We start from the raw sequence: 18,128 nt of genomic DNA, 5'->3' as shown, positions 1-18,128 counted from the left end.
GCCGCTATCAGCGGGGAATGACAGCGGTGCGAATGCGGGGATTTCGGACGATGAGGGCTTTTCTGGCCGGCTGCGGGCTTCTGGCGATCATGACGGCGACGCCGGTGTTTGCGGGGGTCAAGGAAGGCGTCGATGCCTGGATGGCCGGCGATTATCCCAAGGCGGTCGCCGAATGGCGCGGCCCGGCCGCGTCGGGCGATCCCGATGCCCAGTTCAACCTCGGCCAGGCATATAAGCTCGGCCGCGGCGTCCCCGCCGACCAGAATCAGGCGATGGACTGGTATCGCAAGGCCGCGGCCTCCGATCACGAACAGGCGCAGGCCACGCTGGGCCTCGCGCTGTTCCAGAACGGCAAGCGCGACGAGGCGATGCAATGGCTCAAAAAGGCCGCCGACCATGGTGAGCCGCGCGCGCAATATGTCGTTGGAACCGCCTATTTCAACGGCGATTCGCTGCCCAAGGACTGGACCCGCGCCTACGCCTTCATGACCCGCGCCAAGGCGGCGGGAATCGGCGCCGCCAGCACCAGCCTCGCCCAGATGGACTCGCTGGTTCCCGAACCGCAGAAACAGGCCGGCCTCGCGATCGCCCGCGAAATGGAACGCAGCGACCGGCTCAAGAGCGCCGACGCCGGCGCCGGATCGCCGCTGACCCTGCGCTCGTCGGCAACGCCGCCTCCGGCGCCGGCCGCGGCATCACGTGCCCCCGGCCCCGCACCGATCGGCCAGGTGGCGATACCGGCGTCGCAGCCCCCTGCCCCCGTCGTGACCGCGCCGATCAAGCCCGCGCCGTCGGCGGCGGCCGTCGCGCCTCCGCCCAAGCCCGCCGTCGCGCAGGCGACGCCGCCCAAGCCCGCGACCAAGCCGCCGGTCGCCCCCAGCGCTGGCGGACAGTTCCGGATCCAGCTCGGCGCGTTCGGCACCCCGGGGGCCGCGCAATCGGCATGGGCGAAGATTTCGGGATCGGCGGGCCTCAAGGCCCTGACGCCTTATTATGTCCCGGTCGGCGCGATGACCCGCCTCCAGGCCGGGCCGTTCGGCACCCGCGCGGCAGCCAATTCAGCGTGCGATTCGGTCAAGGCGACCGGCACCGGCTGCTTCCCGGTCGCGCCTTAACCCATTATTGGCGCTTTGCGGGCTAGGACAACGCCATCAGTCCTTCCCAGTTCGAGCGTCCATGTCCGCCCACCCTTTTTTCGATCGTGCCGCCGCCATGGCCAGCCCCTGGCGTCGCCGGCGTCCGTGCCTGATCATCATCGACGGCGCGGCCCGCCAGGCGGCGCTGTGCGACATTTCGGGCAGCGGCGCGCGACTCGACCTGATCGATCCTCCGGCGATCGGCACCCCGGTCGCGCTTCGCCATCCCGAGGCCGGCGAGATCGCGGCGCATATCGCGGGACATCGCTCGGACGGCGTGTTGCTGGCGTTCGACGGCGGCGAAGCGGCGGTCGCCTTCGCGCTCGCCGCCATCCTCTCGGACATGAGCAGCCCCGTGTCGGAGCGCGACTGACGCTCCCCAGGATTCTTCGTTTCCTGTGAATTCCGAGCCGCCGGATGTTTCCATCCAGCTTCAAATCACTTTAGCTCACCCATTCCGATCGCTTATAACCTTGCGCGTAGAGCAGCGCGGTGAGATCGCAATGGTCGATCCGCGCCGCCGCCGCCGCCGCGGTCTTCGGCTTGGCGTGATAGGCGACTCCCAGCCCCGCCGCCTCGATCATCGGAATATCGTTGGCGCCGTCGCCGACCGCCAGCGCATCGGACGGGTCGAGGCCGTGGAGCTTCGCCTCGGCCAGCAGCGTCTCGCGCTTGGCCTGCGCGCCGATGATCGGCCGCGACACGGTGCCGAGCAGCCGCCCACCCGCGATATCGAGCCGGTTCGACAGTGCGCGGGTGAAGCCGATCTCCTCGGCGACACGATCGGCGAAGACGGTGAAGCCGCCCGAGACCAGATAGCAGTCGGCGCCCTGCGCGCGCATGGTCCGCACCAGCGGCTTGGCGCCGCCCATGATCACCACCCGTTCGGCATGGCAGCGGTCGATCATCGCCGCATCGAGCCCCTTGAGCAAGGCGACCCGGGCGTCGAGCGCGCCCTCGAAGTCGAGCTCGCCGCGCATCGCCCGCTCGGTCACCTCGGCGACCTGCGGCTTGATGCCGGCATAATCGGCAAGTTCGTCGATGCACTCGATCGTGATCATCGTCGAATCCATGTCGGCGATCAGCAGCTTGCGCCGGCGTCCCCCGACATCCTGGACGATGACGTCGACACCCGGCCAGCGCCCCTCGAGCGCGGCGCGCACCGTCGCGCGATCGCCGCTGAAACCGATATCGCAGGCGATGCCAGGTTCGATCCAGGCCGGCGCGAGCGGGAAGGCACCGGTCGCGGCGATCCGGTCTGAGGCATCCGAAATATCGCCCTCGGCCAGTGTTTCCGATGCTATCAGCGTCGCGATGAACAATATTGCCTCCCCGGCCAAACCCAAGGTCGCGCTTATTGCGGGGCCGACCGCCAGCGGCAAGTCCGCACTGGCGGTCAGGCTCGCCGAAATCGCCGGCGGCGTGGTGATCAACGCCGATGCGAGCCAGGTCTATGCCGATCTGCGCATCCTGTCCGCACGCCCCGACGACGCCGAAACGGCACGCGCGCCCCACCGGCTGTTCGGCTATCGCGATGCCGCCATGCCCTGCTCGGCCGCCGATTGGGCCGCGGACGCGCGCGCGGCGATCGCCGGGGCGCATGCGGCGAATCGGCTGCCGATCCTGGTCGGGGGCACCGGCCTCTATCTGCGCACCCTGCTCAACGGCATCGCCCCGGTCCCCGACATCGATCCGACGATCCGCGCGGCGGTGCGCGCGCTTCCGACCGACCGGGCCTATGCCGCGCTCGCGATCGAGGACCCGCCGGCCCATGCCCGGCTCCATCCCCAGGATAGCACGCGGATCGCCCGCGCGCTCGAGGTCGTGCGCGCGACCTCCACCCCTATTCATCAATGGCAACAACAGCTTAGCGGAGGAATCGCAGACGACGTCACGGTCGTGCCGGCGATCCTGCTGCCGCCGCGCGACTGGCTGCGCGCGCGATGCGACATGCGCTTCGACCTGATGATCGTCGGCGGCGGCGTCGACGAGGCGCGGGCGCTGCTCGACCGCGGGCTCGACCCCGATTTGCCGGCGATGCGCGCGATCGGCGTGCCGGAGATCATCGCGTGGTGCGAGGGGCGGATCGATCATGCTATGATGGCCGAGCGCGCCAAGGCGGCAACCCGGCAATATGCCAAGAGACAATATACCTGGTTCCGCCACCAGCTGCCTGCCGCCTGGCGACGGATCGAAACGCAATTAGACGATGATTCCATCAATGAATTAGCAATAATATTGCACCATGAGGCGTTGACAGGGTAGTTTGTTACCTTTAGGGCACGCCCTTCTTATTCACCGACCAGTTTTTGCAGGAATGAATCGATGACCGCCGAAATGTCAGGGGCCGAAATCTTGATCCAGGCGCTGAACGACCTGGGTGTCGAGGTCGTGTTCGGCTATCCGGGCGGCGCCGTCCTTCCGATCTACGACGCGCTGTTCAAGCAGAAGCGGATCCGCCACATCCTCGTCCGCCAGGAAGGCGGCGCGGCGCATGCCGCCGAGGGCTATGCGCGCTCGACCGGCAAGCCCGGCGTGGTGCTGGTCACCTCGGGACCGGGCGCCACCAATGCGGTCACCGGCATCGCCGACGCGCTGATGGATTCGATCCCGATGGTGGTGATCACCGGCCAGGTCGGCACCCCACTGATCGGCACCGACGCCTTCCAGGAATGCGACACGGTCGGCATCACCCGCCACTGCACCAAGCATAATTATCTGGTGAAGGACCCGGCGAAGCTCGGCGACATCATCCATGAGGCGTTCCATATCGCCACCTCGGGCCGTCCGGGGCCGGTGGTGATCGACCTGCCCAAGGATGTCCAGGTCGCCACCGCCAGCTATCGCCGGCCGACCACGCACGAGATGCCGCACAAGGGCTATCGCCCGCAGGTCAGGGCGGACACCGCCCTGATCGAGACCGCGGTCGAGATGCTGGCGGCGGCCGAGCGGCCGATCCTCTACACCGGCGGCGGCATCATCAATTCGGGACCGATGGCCAGCCAGATCCTGCGCGAACTCGCGCGGATCAGCGGCGCGCCGGTGACGTCGACGCTGATGGGCCTGGGCGCCTTCCCCGCCTCGTCGCCGCAATGGCTCGGCATGCTCGGCATGCACGGCACCTATGAAGCCAATTATGCGATGAACCAGGCCGACCTGATCGTCTGCCTCGGCGCGCGCTTCGACGACCGGGTGACCGGGCGCCTCGACGCGTTCAGCCCGCATTCGAAGAAGATCCACATCGATATCGACCGCTCGTCGATCAACAAGATCGTGCGCGCCGATGTCGGGATCGTCGGCGATGTCGGCCGGGCGATGGAGGACATGGTCAAGCTGTGGAAGGCGCGCGCCCACCAGCCCGCCAACCTGAAGGGCTGGTATCAGCGCATCGACGAATGGCGCGCCAAAAAGAGCCTCAAATATCCGGCGTCGACCAAGGAGATCATGCCCCAGCACGCGATCAAGCGGCTGTGGGACGCGACCCACCACAAGAAGCCGATCATCAGCACCGAGGTCGGACAGCACCAGATGTGGGCGGCCCAGCATTTCACCTTCGAAGGCCCGAACAAATGGCTGACCTCGGGCGGGCTCGGCACGATGGGATATGGCCTGCCCGCCGCGATCGGCGCGCAGCTCGGCAATCCGAACGCGCTGGTGATCGACATCGCCGGCGAAGCCTCGATCCAGATGAACATCCAGGAGCTCGGCACCGCCACCCAGTACCGGCTGCCGGTCAAGGTCTTCATCCTCAACAATGAATATATGGGGATGGTGCGCCAGTGGCAGGATCTGACCTATAATGGCCGCTATTCAGAATCTTACAGCGACTCCTTGCCAGATTTCGTGAAGTTGGCCGAGGCCTATGGCTGGAAGGGGCTGCGGATCGAGAAGGTCGACGAGCTCGACGACGGCATCGCCGCGATGCTCGCGCATGACGGTCCGGTGATGGTCGACTGCCGGGTGGCGAAGCTCGCCAACTGCTTCCCGATGATCCCGTCGGGCGCCGCGCACACCGACATGATCCTCGAAGCCGACGAGGTCGTGGGCGAGATGGACGACGAGGCCAAGGCGCTCGTCTGATCGCCGCAGGATCGTCGCTGCCGCCCACCCCGCTCTTTACGGATTCAGAGATACGATATGCATATCAAGCAGGAAGCCACTGAACGGCATACGCTTTCGATCACGGTCGATAATGAATCGGGCATCCTCGCGCGGATCGCCGGCCTGTTTTCGGCCCGCGGCTATAATATCGAGAGCCTGACCGTCGCCGACGTCACCCAGGACGAGAAGATCAGCCGGATCACGATCGTCACCACCGGCACGCCGAGCGTGATCGAACAGGTCGTCGCCCAGCTCGACCGGATGGTGCCGGTCCACTCGGTCACCGACCTGTCGGTGGTCGGCCCGCATGTCGAGCGCGAGCTGGCGCTGGTCAAGGTCGCCGGCACCGGCGACCACCGGATCGAGGCGCTGCGCCTCGCCGAGGTCTATCGCGCGCGCGTGGTCGACTCGACGATCTCGAGCTTCATCTTCGAGGTGACCGGCGGTCCCGAGAAGATCGACAAATTCCTCGAACTGATGCGCGAGGTCGGGCTGGTCGAGGTCGCCCGCACCGGCGTCGCCGCGATCGTTCGGGGCAAGGAAGCCCTGTAAAACAGGCATGAAAGGGTCGACGCGCGGGCATGTGCCCGCTAGGGGGCCCTCACCATATTTCAACCACGCGGCCGCCTGCGCAATCGACAGGTCGTGCCGGCCCAAAGGGAAGCAAGAAATGCGCGTCTATTATGATCGTGATGCCGATATCGGCCTCATCAAGACCAAGAAGGTCGCCATCGTCGGCTATGGCAGCCAGGGCCATGCCCATGCCCAGAATCTGCGGGATTCGGGCGTCACCGAGGTCGCGATCGCGCTTCGCCCCGGTTCGGCCACCGCCAAGAAGGTCGAAGAGGCCGGCTTCAAGGTGCTGAGCAATGCCGAGGCGGCCGCCTGGGCCGACATCATCATGATCCTGGCGCCCGACGAGCATCAGGCCGCGATCTACGAGCAGGACATCGCCCCGCACATCAAGCCGGGCACCGCGCTCGCCTTCGCGCACGGCCTCAACGTCCATTTCGGCCTGATCGAGCCCAAGGCCGACATCGACGTGTTCATGATCGCGCCGAAGGGCCCGGGCCACACCGTGCGTTCGGAATATCAGCGCGGCGGCGGCGTGCCCTGCCTGATCGCGATCGCCCAGGACGCGTCGGGCAACGCGCATGACATCGCGCTGTCCTATGCCTCGGCGGTCGGCGGCGGCCGTTCGGGCGTGATCGAGACCACCTTCAAGGAAGAGTGCGAGACCGATCTGTTCGGCGAGCAGGCGGTGCTGTGCGGCGGCCTGACCCACCTGATCCAGGCGGGCTTCGAGACGCTGACCGAAGCCGGCTACGCGCCGGAAATGGCCTATTTCGAGTGCCTCCACGAAGTGAAGCTGATCGTCGACCTGATGTATGAGGGCGGCATCGCCAACATGCGCTATTCGATCTCGAACACCGCCGAATATGGCGACATCCATACCGGCCCGCGCGTCATCACCGCCGAAACCAAGGCCGAGATGAAGCGCGTGCTCGCGGACATCCAGGAAGGCCGCTTCGTGAAGCGCTTCATCCTCGACAACCGCGCCGGCCAGCCCGAGCTCAAGGCGTCGCGCAAGCTCGCCGCCGAACATCCGATCGAGAAGGTCGGCGCCGAGCTGCGCGCGATGATGCCCTGGATTGGCAAGAACAAGCTGGTCGACAAGGCCAAGAACTAAGAACATGCCGCGGCCCGGCCGGTCTTTCGATCGGCCGGGCCCGCATTGTCGGATCGCGCATCCTTCGAACGTCTTTGCCTTGTGGAGCGGCGCCGACTAGCCTGGCGCCGATAACCGAGGAGACGATGAATGACGCGCACCGCCTTGTTGTGGACCGCCCTTGCGATCGGGTCGGCCGCCCTCCCCGCTGCCACCTCCCCCGCAATGGCACAGATGCCGACCACGCCGCCGGGCGCACCCGATCCGGCCCGCGTCACCGCCGGCACCTATGAGGTCGATCCGGCGCACACCCAGGTGACCTTCACGGTCAACCATATGGGCTTCAGCCTCTATCGCGGCATCTTCGGCGATCCGACCGGCAGCCTGATCCTCGATCCGAAGAATCCCGGCGCCGCCAAGGTCGCGATCGACATCCCGATCGCCCGGATCACCACCACCAACGCCAAGCTCGACGAGCATCTCAAAGGCGCAGATTTCTTCGACGCCGCGAAATTCCCGACCGCGACCTTCCGCTCGACGACGGTCAAGGTCCGCGGCACCAAGGCAACGATCAGCGGCAATCTGACGATCAAGGGCGTGACCAAGCCGGTGACGCTCGACGCGCATTTCATCGGCGCGGGCAGCTTCACCAACCCGATGATCAAGAAGACCAGCCTCAATGTCGGCTTCGAGGCCAAGACGGTGGTCAAGCGCAGCGATTTCGGGATCAGCTATGGCATCCCGATGGTACCCGACGAGGTACCGCTCGAGATCAGCGTGGCGTTCCAGAAGCCGGCCTGATCCACGCCGCCCGGGGCAAGACCCGTACGCGTTAACCTAACCCGTCGCCCCGCACTTGTTGCGGGGTCCATGGCTGCTGCGTCGGGCGATATAGCTTGACGAAGGCACAGCGATGGCTGCCTTGATCCTCGGCGGTCGACCTGCGCGGCGATAGCCATGGCCCCCGCAACAAGTGCGGGGCGACGAAGAAGAGAATGCGCCCTCGCTAGTGCAGGTAGGGATGCAGGCAAGCGCCGATCAGGCCGCCTTCCGTTCGATCCGGGCGAAGCCGCGAAACAGTTCGCGGGTGTTGGCGTCGGGGATGTCGGCGACGAGCCGGTCGACCGCCTCGGCGAGCGACGCCTTGCCGGTGCCCGCGCCGGCCTGATGCGCCGCCATCGCCCAGTTGCCGAACTCGCGCGCCGCCACCTCACGCTGCGACAGGGTGACGATCGCGCGGTGGCGGCCATCGGCGCGGATCCGCGCATAGGCCGCCTCGACCAGAGCGGCTTCGCCCTCGAGTGCCTGGAGGAAACGGCGGCCGTCATGGACGAGCAGGCCCGTCACCCGGTCGACGCCGTTGCGGCGGCGCGACACCGCGAGAATGTCGTCGATGTCGGAAGCGACGAGGCCCGGCCGGACCGAGCTGATATAGATGAGCTGCAACATGGCGATCTCCGGAGCTGTCGGCCGATCGCTACGGCGCAAAAGCTAAACAAAGCTGAAGCTTCGCCGGCATTTACAGCGTAGCGGGCCGCCGCCATGGTCGGGCGATGGACCAGCCCCCCGCCAAGCCCTCCGAAACCGGCCGGATCGAGGCCTTCTCCGACGGCGTGATCGCGATCATCATCACGATCATGGTGCTCGAACTGCAGCCGCCCCAGCAGCCGACGCTGGCCGCACTCGCCAAATTGTGGCCGGTGTTCGTCGCCTATGCGCTCAGCTTCCTCCAGGTCGCGATCTACTGGATGAATCATCATCAGCTGCTCGACCGCGCCTGCGCGTCGACCAACGGACTGCGCTGGGCGAACATGGTCTGGCTGTTCTTCCTGTCGCTGATCCCGCTGGGCACCGCCTGGTGGGGCGATCATCCGACCGCGCCGATCCCGACCGCCGCCTATCTGGCATCGCTGCTCGCCCCCGCGCTCGTCTATCCCTGGCTCGAGCGTGAGGCGCTGGTGCATGCCGCGGCCACCGATGCCAGCAGCGAGCACCATCTCCAGCAACATAAGGTGGTGGCGTCGATCATACTTTATACGCTCGGCATGCTGCTCGCCTTCCTGCTGCCTTATGCGAGCCTGTTCTGCGTGCTGATCGTCGCGGTGATATGGGTGGCCCCGGGTGGACGGGTCGACCGGCTGTTCAGGTCGCATTGAACCGGCAATTTCAGACCAGCCATTGCCGATATCGCGCAATGATCAATCGCTATGGACTGGCGGGGCGCTTCGATGTATCAGCGCCCCCGATGACGCAGTATCGCGCCCTTCTCCTGCTTCGACTTACGCGCCCTTAGGCGCGCGTTTTCGCTTGGGGTCGAAGCCGGCCCGGCAAGCCACGGCGTCTAAGGGGTAAAAGCCACCCAGAATGACAACCCTGCACAGGAGCAGGTTCCGTGACCGATACGATCTTGATTTTCGATACCACCTTGCGCGACGGCGAGCAGTCTCCCGGCTGTTCGATGAACCTCGAGGAAAAGCTGCAGGTCGCAGCCCAGCTGGAAGCGATGGGCGTCGACATCATCGAGGCAGGCTTCGCGATCGCCTCGCCCGGCGATTTCGAGGCGGTGACCGAGGTCGCCCGCCAGTGCAAGAGCGCGACCGTCGCCTCGCTGGCCCGCGCCGCCAATGCCGATATCGAACGCGCCTGGGAAGCGGTGCGCCATGCCGTCCACCCACGCATCCATACCTTCATCGCCACCTCGCCGCTGCATATGCGGGTCAAGCTCAACAAGAGCCCCGAGGAGGTGATCGAGGCGATCGACCGCAGCGTGCGTCTGGCGCGCAACCTGTGCCCCGACGTCGAATGGTCGGCCGAGGACGCGACCCGCACCGAGCCCGACTTCCTGGCCCGCGCGATCGAGACCGCGATCGCCGCCGGCGCACGCACGATCAATCTGCCCGACACTGTCGGCTATGCCACCCCCGAGACCTATGGCGCGCTGTTCCGCGACATGATGAACCGGGTGGCCAATGCGGATCAGGCGATCTTCTCGACCCATTGCCACAATGATTTGGGCCTGGGCGTCGCCAACACGCTGGCGGCGGTGATGAGCGGCGCCCGCCAGGTCGAATCGACGATCAACGGCATCGGCGAACGCGCCGGCAACGCCGCGGTCGAAGAGATCGTGATGGCGCTCAAGGTCCGCCACGACGTGATGCCGGTGCGCACCAACATCGTCACCACCGAGATCACCCGCGCCAGCCGGCTGGTGTCGGGCATCACCGGCTTCCAGGTCCAGCCCAACAAGGCGATCGTCGGCGCCAACGCCTTCGCGCATGAAAGCGGCATCCACCAGGACGGGATGATCAAGGACAGCTCGACCTATGAGATCATGACGCCCGAGAGCGTCGGCCTCAACCAGTCGAGCCTGGTGATGGGCAAGCATTCGGGCCGCGCCGCCTTCCGCCAGAAGCTCGAGGAACTGGGCTATGTGCTGGGCGACAATGCCTTCCAGGACGCGTTCAGCCGCTTCAAGGAACTCGCCGACGCCAAGAAGGCGATCTACGACGAGGATATCGTCGCGCTGGTCGACGACGAGGTGCTGCGCGGTCACGACTCGATCCAGGTCAAGGAGGTCGAGATCTATTGCGGATCGAACGGCCCGCAGCGCGCGATCCTGACCCTCGAGGTCGATGGCGAGGACAAGACGGTGACCTCGCGCGGCAACGGCCCGGTCGACGCGCTGTTCAATGCGATCCGGATGATCGTGCCGCACGAAAGCTCGATCATGGAGCGCTACGAGGTCCATGCCGTCACCGGCGGCACCGACGCGCAGGCCGAGGTTTCGGTGCTGCTGTCCGAAAATGGCCGCACCACCCGCGGCCGCGGCGCGCATCACGACACGATGGTCGCCAGCGCGCGGGCCTATGTAAACGCGCTCAACAAGATGGCGGTCAAGCGCGGCAAGACCCCGCTCGACAATCGCGCGGTCGGCTGAGGCCGGGAGAGACTATCCGTCGCCCCGGCGGAGGCCGGGGCCGCGCAAGATGACAGGCTGTGCTCAAGCCTTGGGCGGCCGGGGCGACGGTTAATTTCAAGACTATCGCCCCCTCCGGCCACCCCGCCGAGGAAAAGGATTTTCCATGTCTTCGTCACACCCCGACGCCGCCCGGCGGCGGCTGGTCGGCTTCGGCCTGTCGGCGATCGGCGCGATGCTGTTCGCGACCAAGGGCATCCTGATCAAGCTGATCTATGTCTATCATATCGATGCGACCAGCCTGCTCGCGCTGCGCATGCTGCTGTCGGTGCCGGTCTTCGCCGCGGTCGGGGTCCGCGCATGGCGGCGCACGCCGGCGGCGGACCGCCCCGATGCGCGCACCATCCTGCTCGCCTCGCTGGTCGGCATGCTCGGCTATTGGGTGTCGTCGTGGCTCGATTTCGAAGGGCTGCAGACGCTCGAGGCGCAGACCGAGCGGCTGATCCTGTTCACCTACCCCTTTCTGGTGATCCTGTTCGGCCGGCTGCTGCTCGGCCATCCCATGCGCGCCCATGCCCTGGCCGGGGCCGGGCTCGCTTATGCCGGGCTGGCGATCATGTTCGCGGGCGATCCCGCGCGGCTCACCCCGGCGATGCTGACCGGCGCCGGCCTGGTGATGGCGGCGGCGGTCAGCTTCGCGCTTTACCAGCTGTTCGCGCGCGAGATGATCCTGCGCTGCGGCCCCGTGCTGTTCACCGCGATCGCGATGAGCGCCGCCGGGATGGTCGTCATCGCACAGTTCGCGCTGACCCGGCAGGTGGCCGACCTCGCCTTGCCTGCCGCAGCGTGGAGCAAGATTGTCGCGCTGGCGGTGTTCGCGACGATCGTCCCGAGCTTCATGATGTCGGCGGGCACCGCCCGGATCGGCGCACAGGGCACCGCGATCATCTCGACCTTGAGCCCGGTGGTGACGATCCTGCTGGCGATCCTGCTGCTCGGCGAACCGTTCGGCCTGCCCGAGGCGGCAGGCACGGTGCTGGTGATCGGCGGCGTCGGCCTGTTCAGCCTGATCGACGGCCGGCGCGCGCGCCGCGCCGCCGAGGTCGCCGCCCCCGTCGCCGAACCGGTGACCGGCCGTTAACGATGATCGGCTAGACCCGGCCGATGGACGAGACGGGTCAGGCCGCCGCTGGGGCGAGGTTCGGATGGCGCACGCTGGTGCTCCAGGGCATCGTCGTGATCGTCGTCCTGACCCTGCTCACCGCCGCGCCGGCGCGCTTCGGGCCGATGGTGGTGGTGCCGATCGGAAGCGAACCCGCCAAGCCCTGGCTCGATCGCCTGCCCGGGGTCAGCTATGTCGGGCTCGGCCGGATCGGCGGATCGCTGATCGTCGAGGGCGACCGCAACCGGCTCATCGGTCCCGCATTGTCGCACCGGGCGATCCTGCTGCCAGCCTTGCCGATGCTTTGTCAGCCTAAAGCCTAAATCCCCGCATACCACGCATAGTCGTGGTAATCCTCCCAATAACCGCCTTTTCCCAGGCCTTGCGAGGAGAGACTCGCAACCGCCTCGATCCGCTGGACATATTTGGCATGCTTGTAGCCAAGCTGACGCTCGACGCGCAGCCGCAGCGGCGCGCCGTTGGCAACCGGCAGCACCGCATCGTTCATCGCCCAGGCGAGGATCGTCTGCGGGTGAAAGGCATCGATCAGGTCGATGCTCTCATAATAATCGGCTTGGCCGTAACGGTCGGCGCAGTGGAAGATCAGGTAGCGGGCGCCGGTGCTGAGCGCCGCCGCGTCGAGCAGCAGCTTGAGCGGGACGCCGGTCCATTTGCCGATCGCGCTCCACCCCTCGACGCAGTCGTGACGGGTGATCTGGGTGCGCCTCGGCATCGCCCGGATCTGCGCCAGCGACAGCGACAATGGCCGCGCGACCATCCCGTCGATGCCGAGCCGCCAGTCGGCGAAGCCCGTGGCGGCCTGCGCGGCATAGGCCTCGCCGACCGGCTGGCGGGTGCCGTTGGCGCGAAATATCGGCGACATGTCCGCCGCGCCATATTCGCGCGCCAGCGCCGAACGATCGCCGATCAGCCGCTGCGCGCGCATCGTCAGCCCCTCGGCGCTTTCGAGCACGCCGCGCACCGCCGGATTTGCGTTGATCTTGTTGCAGCCCGCCAGCAGCAATCCGCCGGTCGCCGCCCCGATCGATCCTATCAGGCCGCGTCTGGAGATCATCGGTTGCGCTCCTTCGGCAGACGGTAGCGCCCGGTGATCATCGACCTGATCTCGTTATACGGTCCGGCGAGCACCACCATCAGCAAATGGACGAGGATGAACAGCGCGATCCCCGTGGCGCACAGGAAATGGATCGACCGCGCCGACTGCCGACCGCCGAACAGGTCGAGCAGCCAGGGCCAGGCGGCGTTGACGCCAGGCGACATCGTCAGTCCCGTCAGCACGACGAGCGGTAGCAGTCCGAACAGCACCGACAGATAGGCTAGCTTCTGGAGGATGTTATAGCGGATCGCGGCGATCCCGGTCGGGAAGCGCAGTCGGACATGAGCGCATATGTCTTGCCAGATATGGCGCGGGTGGAGTTCATCGCGCTTCGGCAACAGGTCGCGCTGGACATGGCGATTGGCGAAGCTCAGCAGCCAATAGACCAGCCCGCCGATCACCAGCACCCAGGCGAAGGCGAGATGCCAGAGCCGGGCGTCGGCAAGGCTGTAGCTCGACGGGATCGTCGCCCACCAGGGAAAGGCGCGATGCTGCTCGACCCCGGCCGCATCCTTCCAGCTGCCGAGCAGGCCGGTGGTGAAGAAGGTCGTCTTGCCGACGATCAGCAACCCGTCGCCGCCGCCGGTCGCGCCGATCTGCAGCCAGGGCCGGTCGAAATTGGCGCCATATTGGCCCCAGTAGAGCCGCGGATGGGCGTTGAAGATCATCAGCCCGCTCATCAGCATGACGAAGACGGTGAACGCGTTGATCCAGTGCCAGATCCGCGTCGACAGCCGATGGCGCCGGACGAGATCGCCACCGTGTGGCGGTGTGGCATCGCCGCCATGCTGCTGATCGGTCGCGTCGGTCATTGCCACTTATACGAACGCAGCAGGCGCTAGGTTACAAAAATCGCGCAACGGCTTTGGGTGAAAGATCATTAGCCAGCCGGTTTAAGCAAAAATTAGCGATAAAGCGGGATAGTTGCTCGATCGCAACGATTCACGACTCGGGGGTGGGCGACCTCTATGGCAGTGCTCGACAATATAGCGGAGGCGGAACTCGAGGCGCGGCGCTTTGGCCGCCATCGGATCATGCTCGCCGCAAACATCTATTCGGTCCATGGCGAATCCGGCGTGGTGCTGCTCGACGTGTCGCGCGGCGGTGCGATGCTCAGCGCCTCGCCGCCGCCGCCGGTCGGCTGCAAGCTCGTCGTCGAGCGCCAGCATCTCGAGGTTCCGGGCATCGTCCGCTGGGTCGAGGGCAATCGCTTCGGGGTCCAGTTCGAGGAATCGCTGAGCGAGGAACTGGTGATGATCCTCGTCACCAAGAGCGGCCAGCAGAACGCGCATTGATTCCGGTTCGACGCATACCGACCGGCCGCGCTTCCCCTACATCATCATCCGGGTGAGCGTCTGCGCGGTGAAATCGACCATCGGCACGATCCGCGCATAGTTCAGGCGGGTCGGGCCGATCACCCCGACCACACCGACGATCCGGCCGTCGGCGCCATGATAGGGTGCGGCGATCACCGACGATCCCGACAGCGAGAACAGCTTGTTCTCGGCGCCGATGAAGATCTTCATCCCCTGCCCCGCCCGCGCGCTGTCGAGCACCCGGGCGATCTCTTCCTTGCCCTCGATCTCGTCGAGCAGCTGGCGGACCCGTTCGAGATCGGCGGCGGCGGCCTGGTCGATGAGATTGGCCTGGCCGCGCACGATCAGCACCGGCCGCAGGCTGCTGTCGTGCGACCAGACCGCCAGCCCCCGATCGACCAGGGTCGCCGCGGCGGCGTCGAGCGCGGCACGTTCGTGACTCAGTTCGTTCTCGACCCGCGCCCGCGCCTCGCTGAGCGTCAGGCCCGACAGCCGCTCGGAAATGAAATTGCCGGCCTCGACCAACGCCGACGACGGGATACCGGGCGGAATGTCGACCACCCGGTTCTCGACGCTGCCGTCGCCGCCGACCATCACCACCACTGCCTGCTGCGGCGATATCGGCACGAAGCTGAGCTGGCGCAGGGTCGGTTCGTTGCGCGGCACCAGCACGATTCCGGCGCAGGCCGACAGGCCCGACAGCACCGCGCTGGTCGCCGCCAGCTTCTCTTCGACCGGGCCGCCCTGCGAGGCGCGCGCCTGGATCGCGGCGCGTTCCTCGGCCGAGGGGGCCGCGGTCTGCATCATGCCGTCGACGAACAGCCGCAGACCGCTCTGGGTCGGCATGCGGCCCGCCGAGGTGTGCGGCGCCTCGAGCAGCCCGAGTTCCTCGAGATCCTGCATGACGTTGCGGATCGAGGCGGGCGACAGGCTCAGCCCCGCCAGCCGCGAGATCGTCCGCGAACTGACCGGGGCGCCCGATCCGAGATAGCTTTCCACCACGACCCGGAAGACGTCGCGCGCACGGCTCGAAAGCTGGGAGATCGGAAGATCGGACATTCTCCACGACATGTAGGGACAGTTGGCCTTCCCCTCAAGCTGGACGCTCGGGCGTTTGCGGCCTAGACGCGCCCCCGAGTCACCTTAGGAGAATTTCATGCGCCCTTCAGGCCGCACCCCCGATCAGATGCGCCCGATCACCATCGAGACCGGTTTCACGGTCCATGCCGAAGGATCGGTGCTGATCGCTTTCGGTGACACCAAGGTGCTGGTCACCGCCTCGGTCGAGGAAAAGGTTCCGCCGTTCCTGCGCGGCCGCGGCCAGGGCTGGGTCACCGCCGAATATGGCATGCTGCCGCGCGCGACCCACACCCGCGGCAGCCGCGAGGCCGCCAAGGGCAAGCAGTCGGGCCGCACCCAGGAAATCCAGCGGCTGATTGGCCGCTCGCTGCGCGCGGTGGTCGACATGACCAAGCTCGGCGAACGCCAGATCGTGATCGACTGCGACGTCATCCAGGCCGATGGCGGCACCCGCACCGCGTCGATCTCGGGTGGCTGGGTCGCGCTCAGGCTCGCGGTCGACAAGCTGCTCGCCTCGGGCGCGATCGCCGAGGATCCGATCACCGCGCAGGTCGCGGCGATCTCCTGCGGCATCTACGAGGGCACGCCGGTGCTCGACCTCGATTATATCGAGGATTCGAACGCGCATGCCGACGCCAATTTCGTGCTGCTCGACAATGGCAATATCGCCGAGGCGCAGGCCACCGCCGAGGGCGCGACCTATGACGAGGAAGCGCTGCTGCGCCTGCTCCGCCTCGCCCGGATCGGCTGCGGCGAAGTGTTCGCCGCCCAGCGCAAGGCGACCGGCCGGTGAGCGTCGGCGATATCCCGCATCGCAAGCTCGCCCCGGGCAAGCTGGTGCTGGCGAGCCACAACAAGGGCAAGCTGCGGGAGATCGCCGAACTTCTGGCGCCGTACGGGATCGAGACGATCTCGGCGGCCGCGCTCGACGTGCCCGAACCCGAGGAGACCGGCACCAGCTTCGCCGCCAATGCCGAGCTCAAGGCGCGCTTCTCGGCCGACCTGACCGGGCTGCCGGCGCTGTCGGACGATAGCGGGCTGTGCGTCGAGGCATTGGGCGGCGAGCCCGGCATCTTCTCGGCGCGCTGGGCCGAGCTCGAGGACGGACGCCGCGACTTCGCCGAGGGGATGCGCCGGGTCCATGACCGGCTCGTCGAACAGGGCCCCGAGGCCGGCCGCGACGCGCATTTCGTCTGCGCGCTGTCGCTCTGCTGGCCCGACGGCCATATCGAGACTTTCGAAGGCCGGGTCGACGGCATCCTCGTCTGGCCACCGCGCGGAGACAACGGCTTCGGCTATGATGCGATGTTCCAGCCGCTGGGCCACGCCATCAGCTTCGGCGAGATGGACCCGCAGGCCAAGCATGCGATGAGCCACCGCGCCGACGCCTTCGCGAAGCTCGTCGCGGCGGTGTTTTGAGCGGCAACTCCGTCGTGGCCGAACCGCTGGCGCTCTATGTCCACTGGCCGTTCTGCGTCTCCAAATGCCCCTATTGCGACTTCAACAGCCATGTCCGCGACAGCGTCGACCAGGATGCATGGCGGACGGCGCTGCTCGCCGACCTCGCGCATGAGGCGCGGCTGCTGCCGGGCCGGCGGCTGACCTCGATCTTCTTCGGCGGCGGCACCCCGTCGCTGATGCCGCCGGCGACGGTCGCCGCGCTGATCGACGCCGCCGCCGGGCACTGGTCGGTCGATCCCGACATCGAGATCACGCTGGAGGCCAATCCGGGATCGGTCGAAGCGGCGCGCTTCGGCGATATCGCCCGCGCCGGCGTGAACCGCGTCTCGCTCGGGCTGCAGGCGCTCGACGACCAGGTGCTCGACTGGCTCGGCCGCGCGCACGACACCGCCGAGGGGCTCGCCGGGCTCGACACCGCCCAGCGCGCCTTCGACCGCGTCAGCTTCGACCTGATCTATGCCCGCCCCGGCCAGAGCGCCGCCGCCTGGGAGGCCGAACTGGCGCGCGCGCTCGGCTTCGGCACCGAGCATCTCTCGCTCTATCAATTGACGATCGAGCCCGGCACCCAGTTCGCGACGCGCCAGGCCAAGGGCGAGTTGCCGACGCTCGATCCCGACGAGGCGGCGTCGCTGTTCGAGGCGACCCGCGCACAGATGGCCGAGGCCGGCCTGCCCGCCTATGAGGTCTCGAACCATGCCCGTCCGGGCGCCGAGAGCCGCCACAACCTCACTTATTGGCGCTATGGCGACTATGCCGGGATCGGTCCCGGCGCGCATGGCCGCCGCGGCGGTTTTGCGACGGTGCGGCACAAGAAGCCCGAAAATTGGATCGCCCGAGTCGCCGCCAATGGTCAGGGCCTGCAGAGCGAGGACAGGCTTGCGCCCGCCGAGCGCGCGCAGGAGGCCCTGCTGATGGGGCTGCGGCTCGACGCCGGGATCGACCTCGACCATGTCGCGGCACGCAGCGGGGTGCCGGTCGACGAGCTGATCGATGACGCCGCGGTCGACCGTCTTGTCACACACGGGCTGGTCGCCCGCGAGGGCCGCCGGCTACGCGTCACCGAGGCCGGCATGCTCCTGCTGAACGCGATCCTCGCCGAGATCGTCGCGGTTTAATAGCCAATCCCGGTGAGCTTTGCTCATCGGGACTGGGTATCAGCCCGTGCGGCGC

Annotated in this window: 20 protein-coding genes; 15 read left to right on the top strand and 5 right to left on the bottom strand. The window is 67.0% G+C overall.

What is annotated here, in order from left to right:
- The first annotated feature begins 50 nt into the window (after positions 1-50).
- Both AC1RM6_RS04360 and AC1RM6_RS04355 read left to right on the top strand, forming a co-directional pair.
- The gene (locus tag AC1RM6_RS04360) at positions 51-1,115 is read left to right on the top strand and encodes an SPOR domain-containing protein (RefSeq protein WP_493098449.1); all 1,065 of its coding nucleotides are present in this window, start codon (positions 51-53) and stop codon (positions 1,113-1,115) included.
- Positions 1,116-1,212: 97 nt separating this feature from the next.
- Entirely contained in the window at positions 1,213-1,509 is a 297-nt protein-coding gene (locus AC1RM6_RS04355; protein ID WP_493098447.1) for a hypothetical protein, read from the top strand.
- 70 nt (positions 1,510-1,579) lie between these two features.
- Here the strand turns inward: AC1RM6_RS04355 and serB are convergent, their stop codons facing one another.
- Complete coding sequence (serB, locus tag AC1RM6_RS04350; protein WP_493098445.1) at positions 1,580-2,458, bottom strand: phosphoserine phosphatase SerB; 879 nt, start codon at positions 2,456-2,458, stop codon at positions 1,580-1,582.
- Between serB and miaA the strand changes: the two genes are divergently transcribed.
- From miaA to AC1RM6_RS04325, 5 genes are all read left to right on the top strand, one after another.
- Complete coding sequence (gene miaA / locus AC1RM6_RS04345) at positions 2,451-3,401, top strand: tRNA (adenosine(37)-N6)-dimethylallyltransferase MiaA (protein WP_493098443.1); 951 nt, start codon at positions 2,451-2,453, stop codon at positions 3,399-3,401. The two genes, serB and miaA, sit on opposite strands and share 8 nt — an antisense overlap.
- Before the next feature lie 60 nt (positions 3,402-3,461).
- Positions 3,462-5,216, top strand: coding sequence for an acetolactate synthase 3 large subunit (locus AC1RM6_RS04340; protein WP_493098441.1), 1,755 nt, complete (start codon positions 3,462-3,464; stop codon positions 5,214-5,216).
- 57 nt (positions 5,217-5,273) lie between these two features.
- Positions 5,274-5,789 carry an acetolactate synthase small subunit gene (gene ilvN, locus AC1RM6_RS04335; RefSeq protein ID WP_493098440.1) on the top strand — a complete coding sequence of 172 codons (516 nt, stop codon included), beginning with the start codon at positions 5,274-5,276 and terminating at the stop codon, positions 5,787-5,789.
- 118 nt (positions 5,790-5,907) lie between these two features.
- Positions 5,908-6,927 (top strand): ketol-acid reductoisomerase, encoded by a 1,020-nt coding sequence (gene ilvC, locus AC1RM6_RS04330; protein WP_493098438.1) that lies wholly within the window; start codon positions 5,908-5,910, stop codon positions 6,925-6,927.
- A gap of 129 nt (positions 6,928-7,056) precedes the next feature.
- On the top strand, positions 7,057-7,707 hold the full coding sequence (locus AC1RM6_RS04325; protein ID WP_493098437.1) for a YceI family protein: 651 nt from the start codon (positions 7,057-7,059) through the stop codon (positions 7,705-7,707).
- 237 nt (positions 7,708-7,944) lie between these two features.
- On the opposite strand, the gene AC1RM6_RS04320 is transcribed toward AC1RM6_RS04325, so the two are convergent.
- Positions 7,945-8,355: a BLUF domain-containing protein gene (locus AC1RM6_RS04320; RefSeq protein WP_493098435.1), complete on the bottom strand. Its 411-nt coding sequence runs from the start codon at positions 8,353-8,355 to the stop codon at positions 7,945-7,947.
- A gap of 104 nt (positions 8,356-8,459) precedes the next feature.
- On the opposite strand from AC1RM6_RS04320, the gene AC1RM6_RS04315 reads away from it, so the two are divergent.
- From AC1RM6_RS04315 to AC1RM6_RS04300, 4 genes are all read left to right on the top strand, one after another.
- Positions 8,460-9,062 (top strand): TMEM175 family protein, encoded by a 603-nt coding sequence (locus AC1RM6_RS04315; RefSeq protein ID WP_493098433.1) that lies wholly within the window; start codon positions 8,460-8,462, stop codon positions 9,060-9,062.
- Between the two features lie 236 nt (positions 9,063-9,298).
- Positions 9,299-10,843 (top strand): 2-isopropylmalate synthase, encoded by a 1,545-nt coding sequence (locus AC1RM6_RS04310; RefSeq protein ID WP_493098431.1) that lies wholly within the window; start codon positions 9,299-9,301, stop codon positions 10,841-10,843.
- Between the two features lie 145 nt (positions 10,844-10,988).
- Complete coding sequence (locus AC1RM6_RS04305; protein ID WP_493098429.1) at positions 10,989-11,963, top strand: DMT family transporter; 975 nt, start codon at positions 10,989-10,991, stop codon at positions 11,961-11,963.
- Between the two features lie 23 nt (positions 11,964-11,986).
- Complete coding sequence (locus tag AC1RM6_RS04300; RefSeq protein WP_493098427.1) at positions 11,987-12,307, top strand: hypothetical protein; 321 nt, start codon at positions 11,987-11,989, stop codon at positions 12,305-12,307.
- Here the strand turns inward: AC1RM6_RS04300 and AC1RM6_RS04295 are convergent.
- Both AC1RM6_RS04295 and AC1RM6_RS04290 read right to left on the bottom strand, forming a co-directional pair.
- A complete protein-coding gene (locus AC1RM6_RS04295) occupies positions 12,304-13,059 on the bottom strand; it encodes a molybdopterin-dependent oxidoreductase (RefSeq protein ID WP_493098425.1) in 756 nt (251 codons plus the stop codon). The two genes, AC1RM6_RS04300 and AC1RM6_RS04295, sit on opposite strands and share 4 nt — an antisense overlap.
- Entirely contained in the window at positions 13,056-13,913 is an 858-nt protein-coding gene (locus AC1RM6_RS04290; RefSeq protein ID WP_493098423.1) for a cytochrome b/b6 domain-containing protein, read from the bottom strand. The genes AC1RM6_RS04295 and AC1RM6_RS04290 overlap by 4 nt, the downstream gene beginning before the upstream one ends.
- Positions 13,914-14,069: 156 nt before the next feature.
- Between AC1RM6_RS04290 and AC1RM6_RS04285 the strand changes: the two genes are divergently transcribed.
- Positions 14,070-14,396, top strand: a complete 327-nt coding sequence (locus AC1RM6_RS04285) for a PilZ domain-containing protein (RefSeq protein WP_493098421.1) — start codon at positions 14,070-14,072, stop codon at positions 14,394-14,396.
- A gap of 36 nt (positions 14,397-14,432) precedes the next feature.
- Here the strand turns inward: AC1RM6_RS04285 and hrcA are convergent, their stop codons facing one another.
- On the bottom strand, positions 14,433-15,476 hold the full coding sequence (hrcA, locus tag AC1RM6_RS04280) for a heat-inducible transcriptional repressor HrcA (protein WP_493098419.1): 1,044 nt from the start codon (positions 15,474-15,476) through the stop codon (positions 14,433-14,435).
- Positions 15,477-15,573: 97 nt separating this feature from the next.
- Here hrcA and rph point away from each other — a divergent pair, with 97 nt between their 5' ends.
- The 3 genes from rph to hemW are packed head-to-tail and all read left to right on the top strand — an operon-like array spanning position 15,574 to position 18,073.
- Complete coding sequence (gene rph / locus AC1RM6_RS04275; RefSeq protein ID WP_493098417.1) at positions 15,574-16,290, top strand: ribonuclease PH; 717 nt, start codon at positions 15,574-15,576, stop codon at positions 16,288-16,290.
- Entirely contained in the window at positions 16,287-16,916 is a 630-nt protein-coding gene (gene rdgB, locus AC1RM6_RS04270; protein WP_493098416.1) for an RdgB/HAM1 family non-canonical purine NTP pyrophosphatase, read from the top strand. Before rph ends, rdgB begins: the two co-directional genes overlap by 4 nt.
- A 14-nt stretch (positions 16,917-16,930) precedes the next feature.
- Positions 16,931-18,073 (top strand): radical SAM family heme chaperone HemW, encoded by a 1,143-nt coding sequence (gene hemW, locus AC1RM6_RS04265; protein WP_493098414.1) that lies wholly within the window; start codon positions 16,931-16,933, stop codon positions 18,071-18,073.
- Positions 18,074-18,128 lie beyond the last annotated feature (55 nt).

It is taken from the genome of Rhizorhabdus sp. GW822-FHT03C02 (assembly GCF_058801765.1).
The sequence above is the reverse complement of the archived record's forward strand: the minus strand, read 5'-3'. Positions and strand labels throughout refer to the sequence as shown.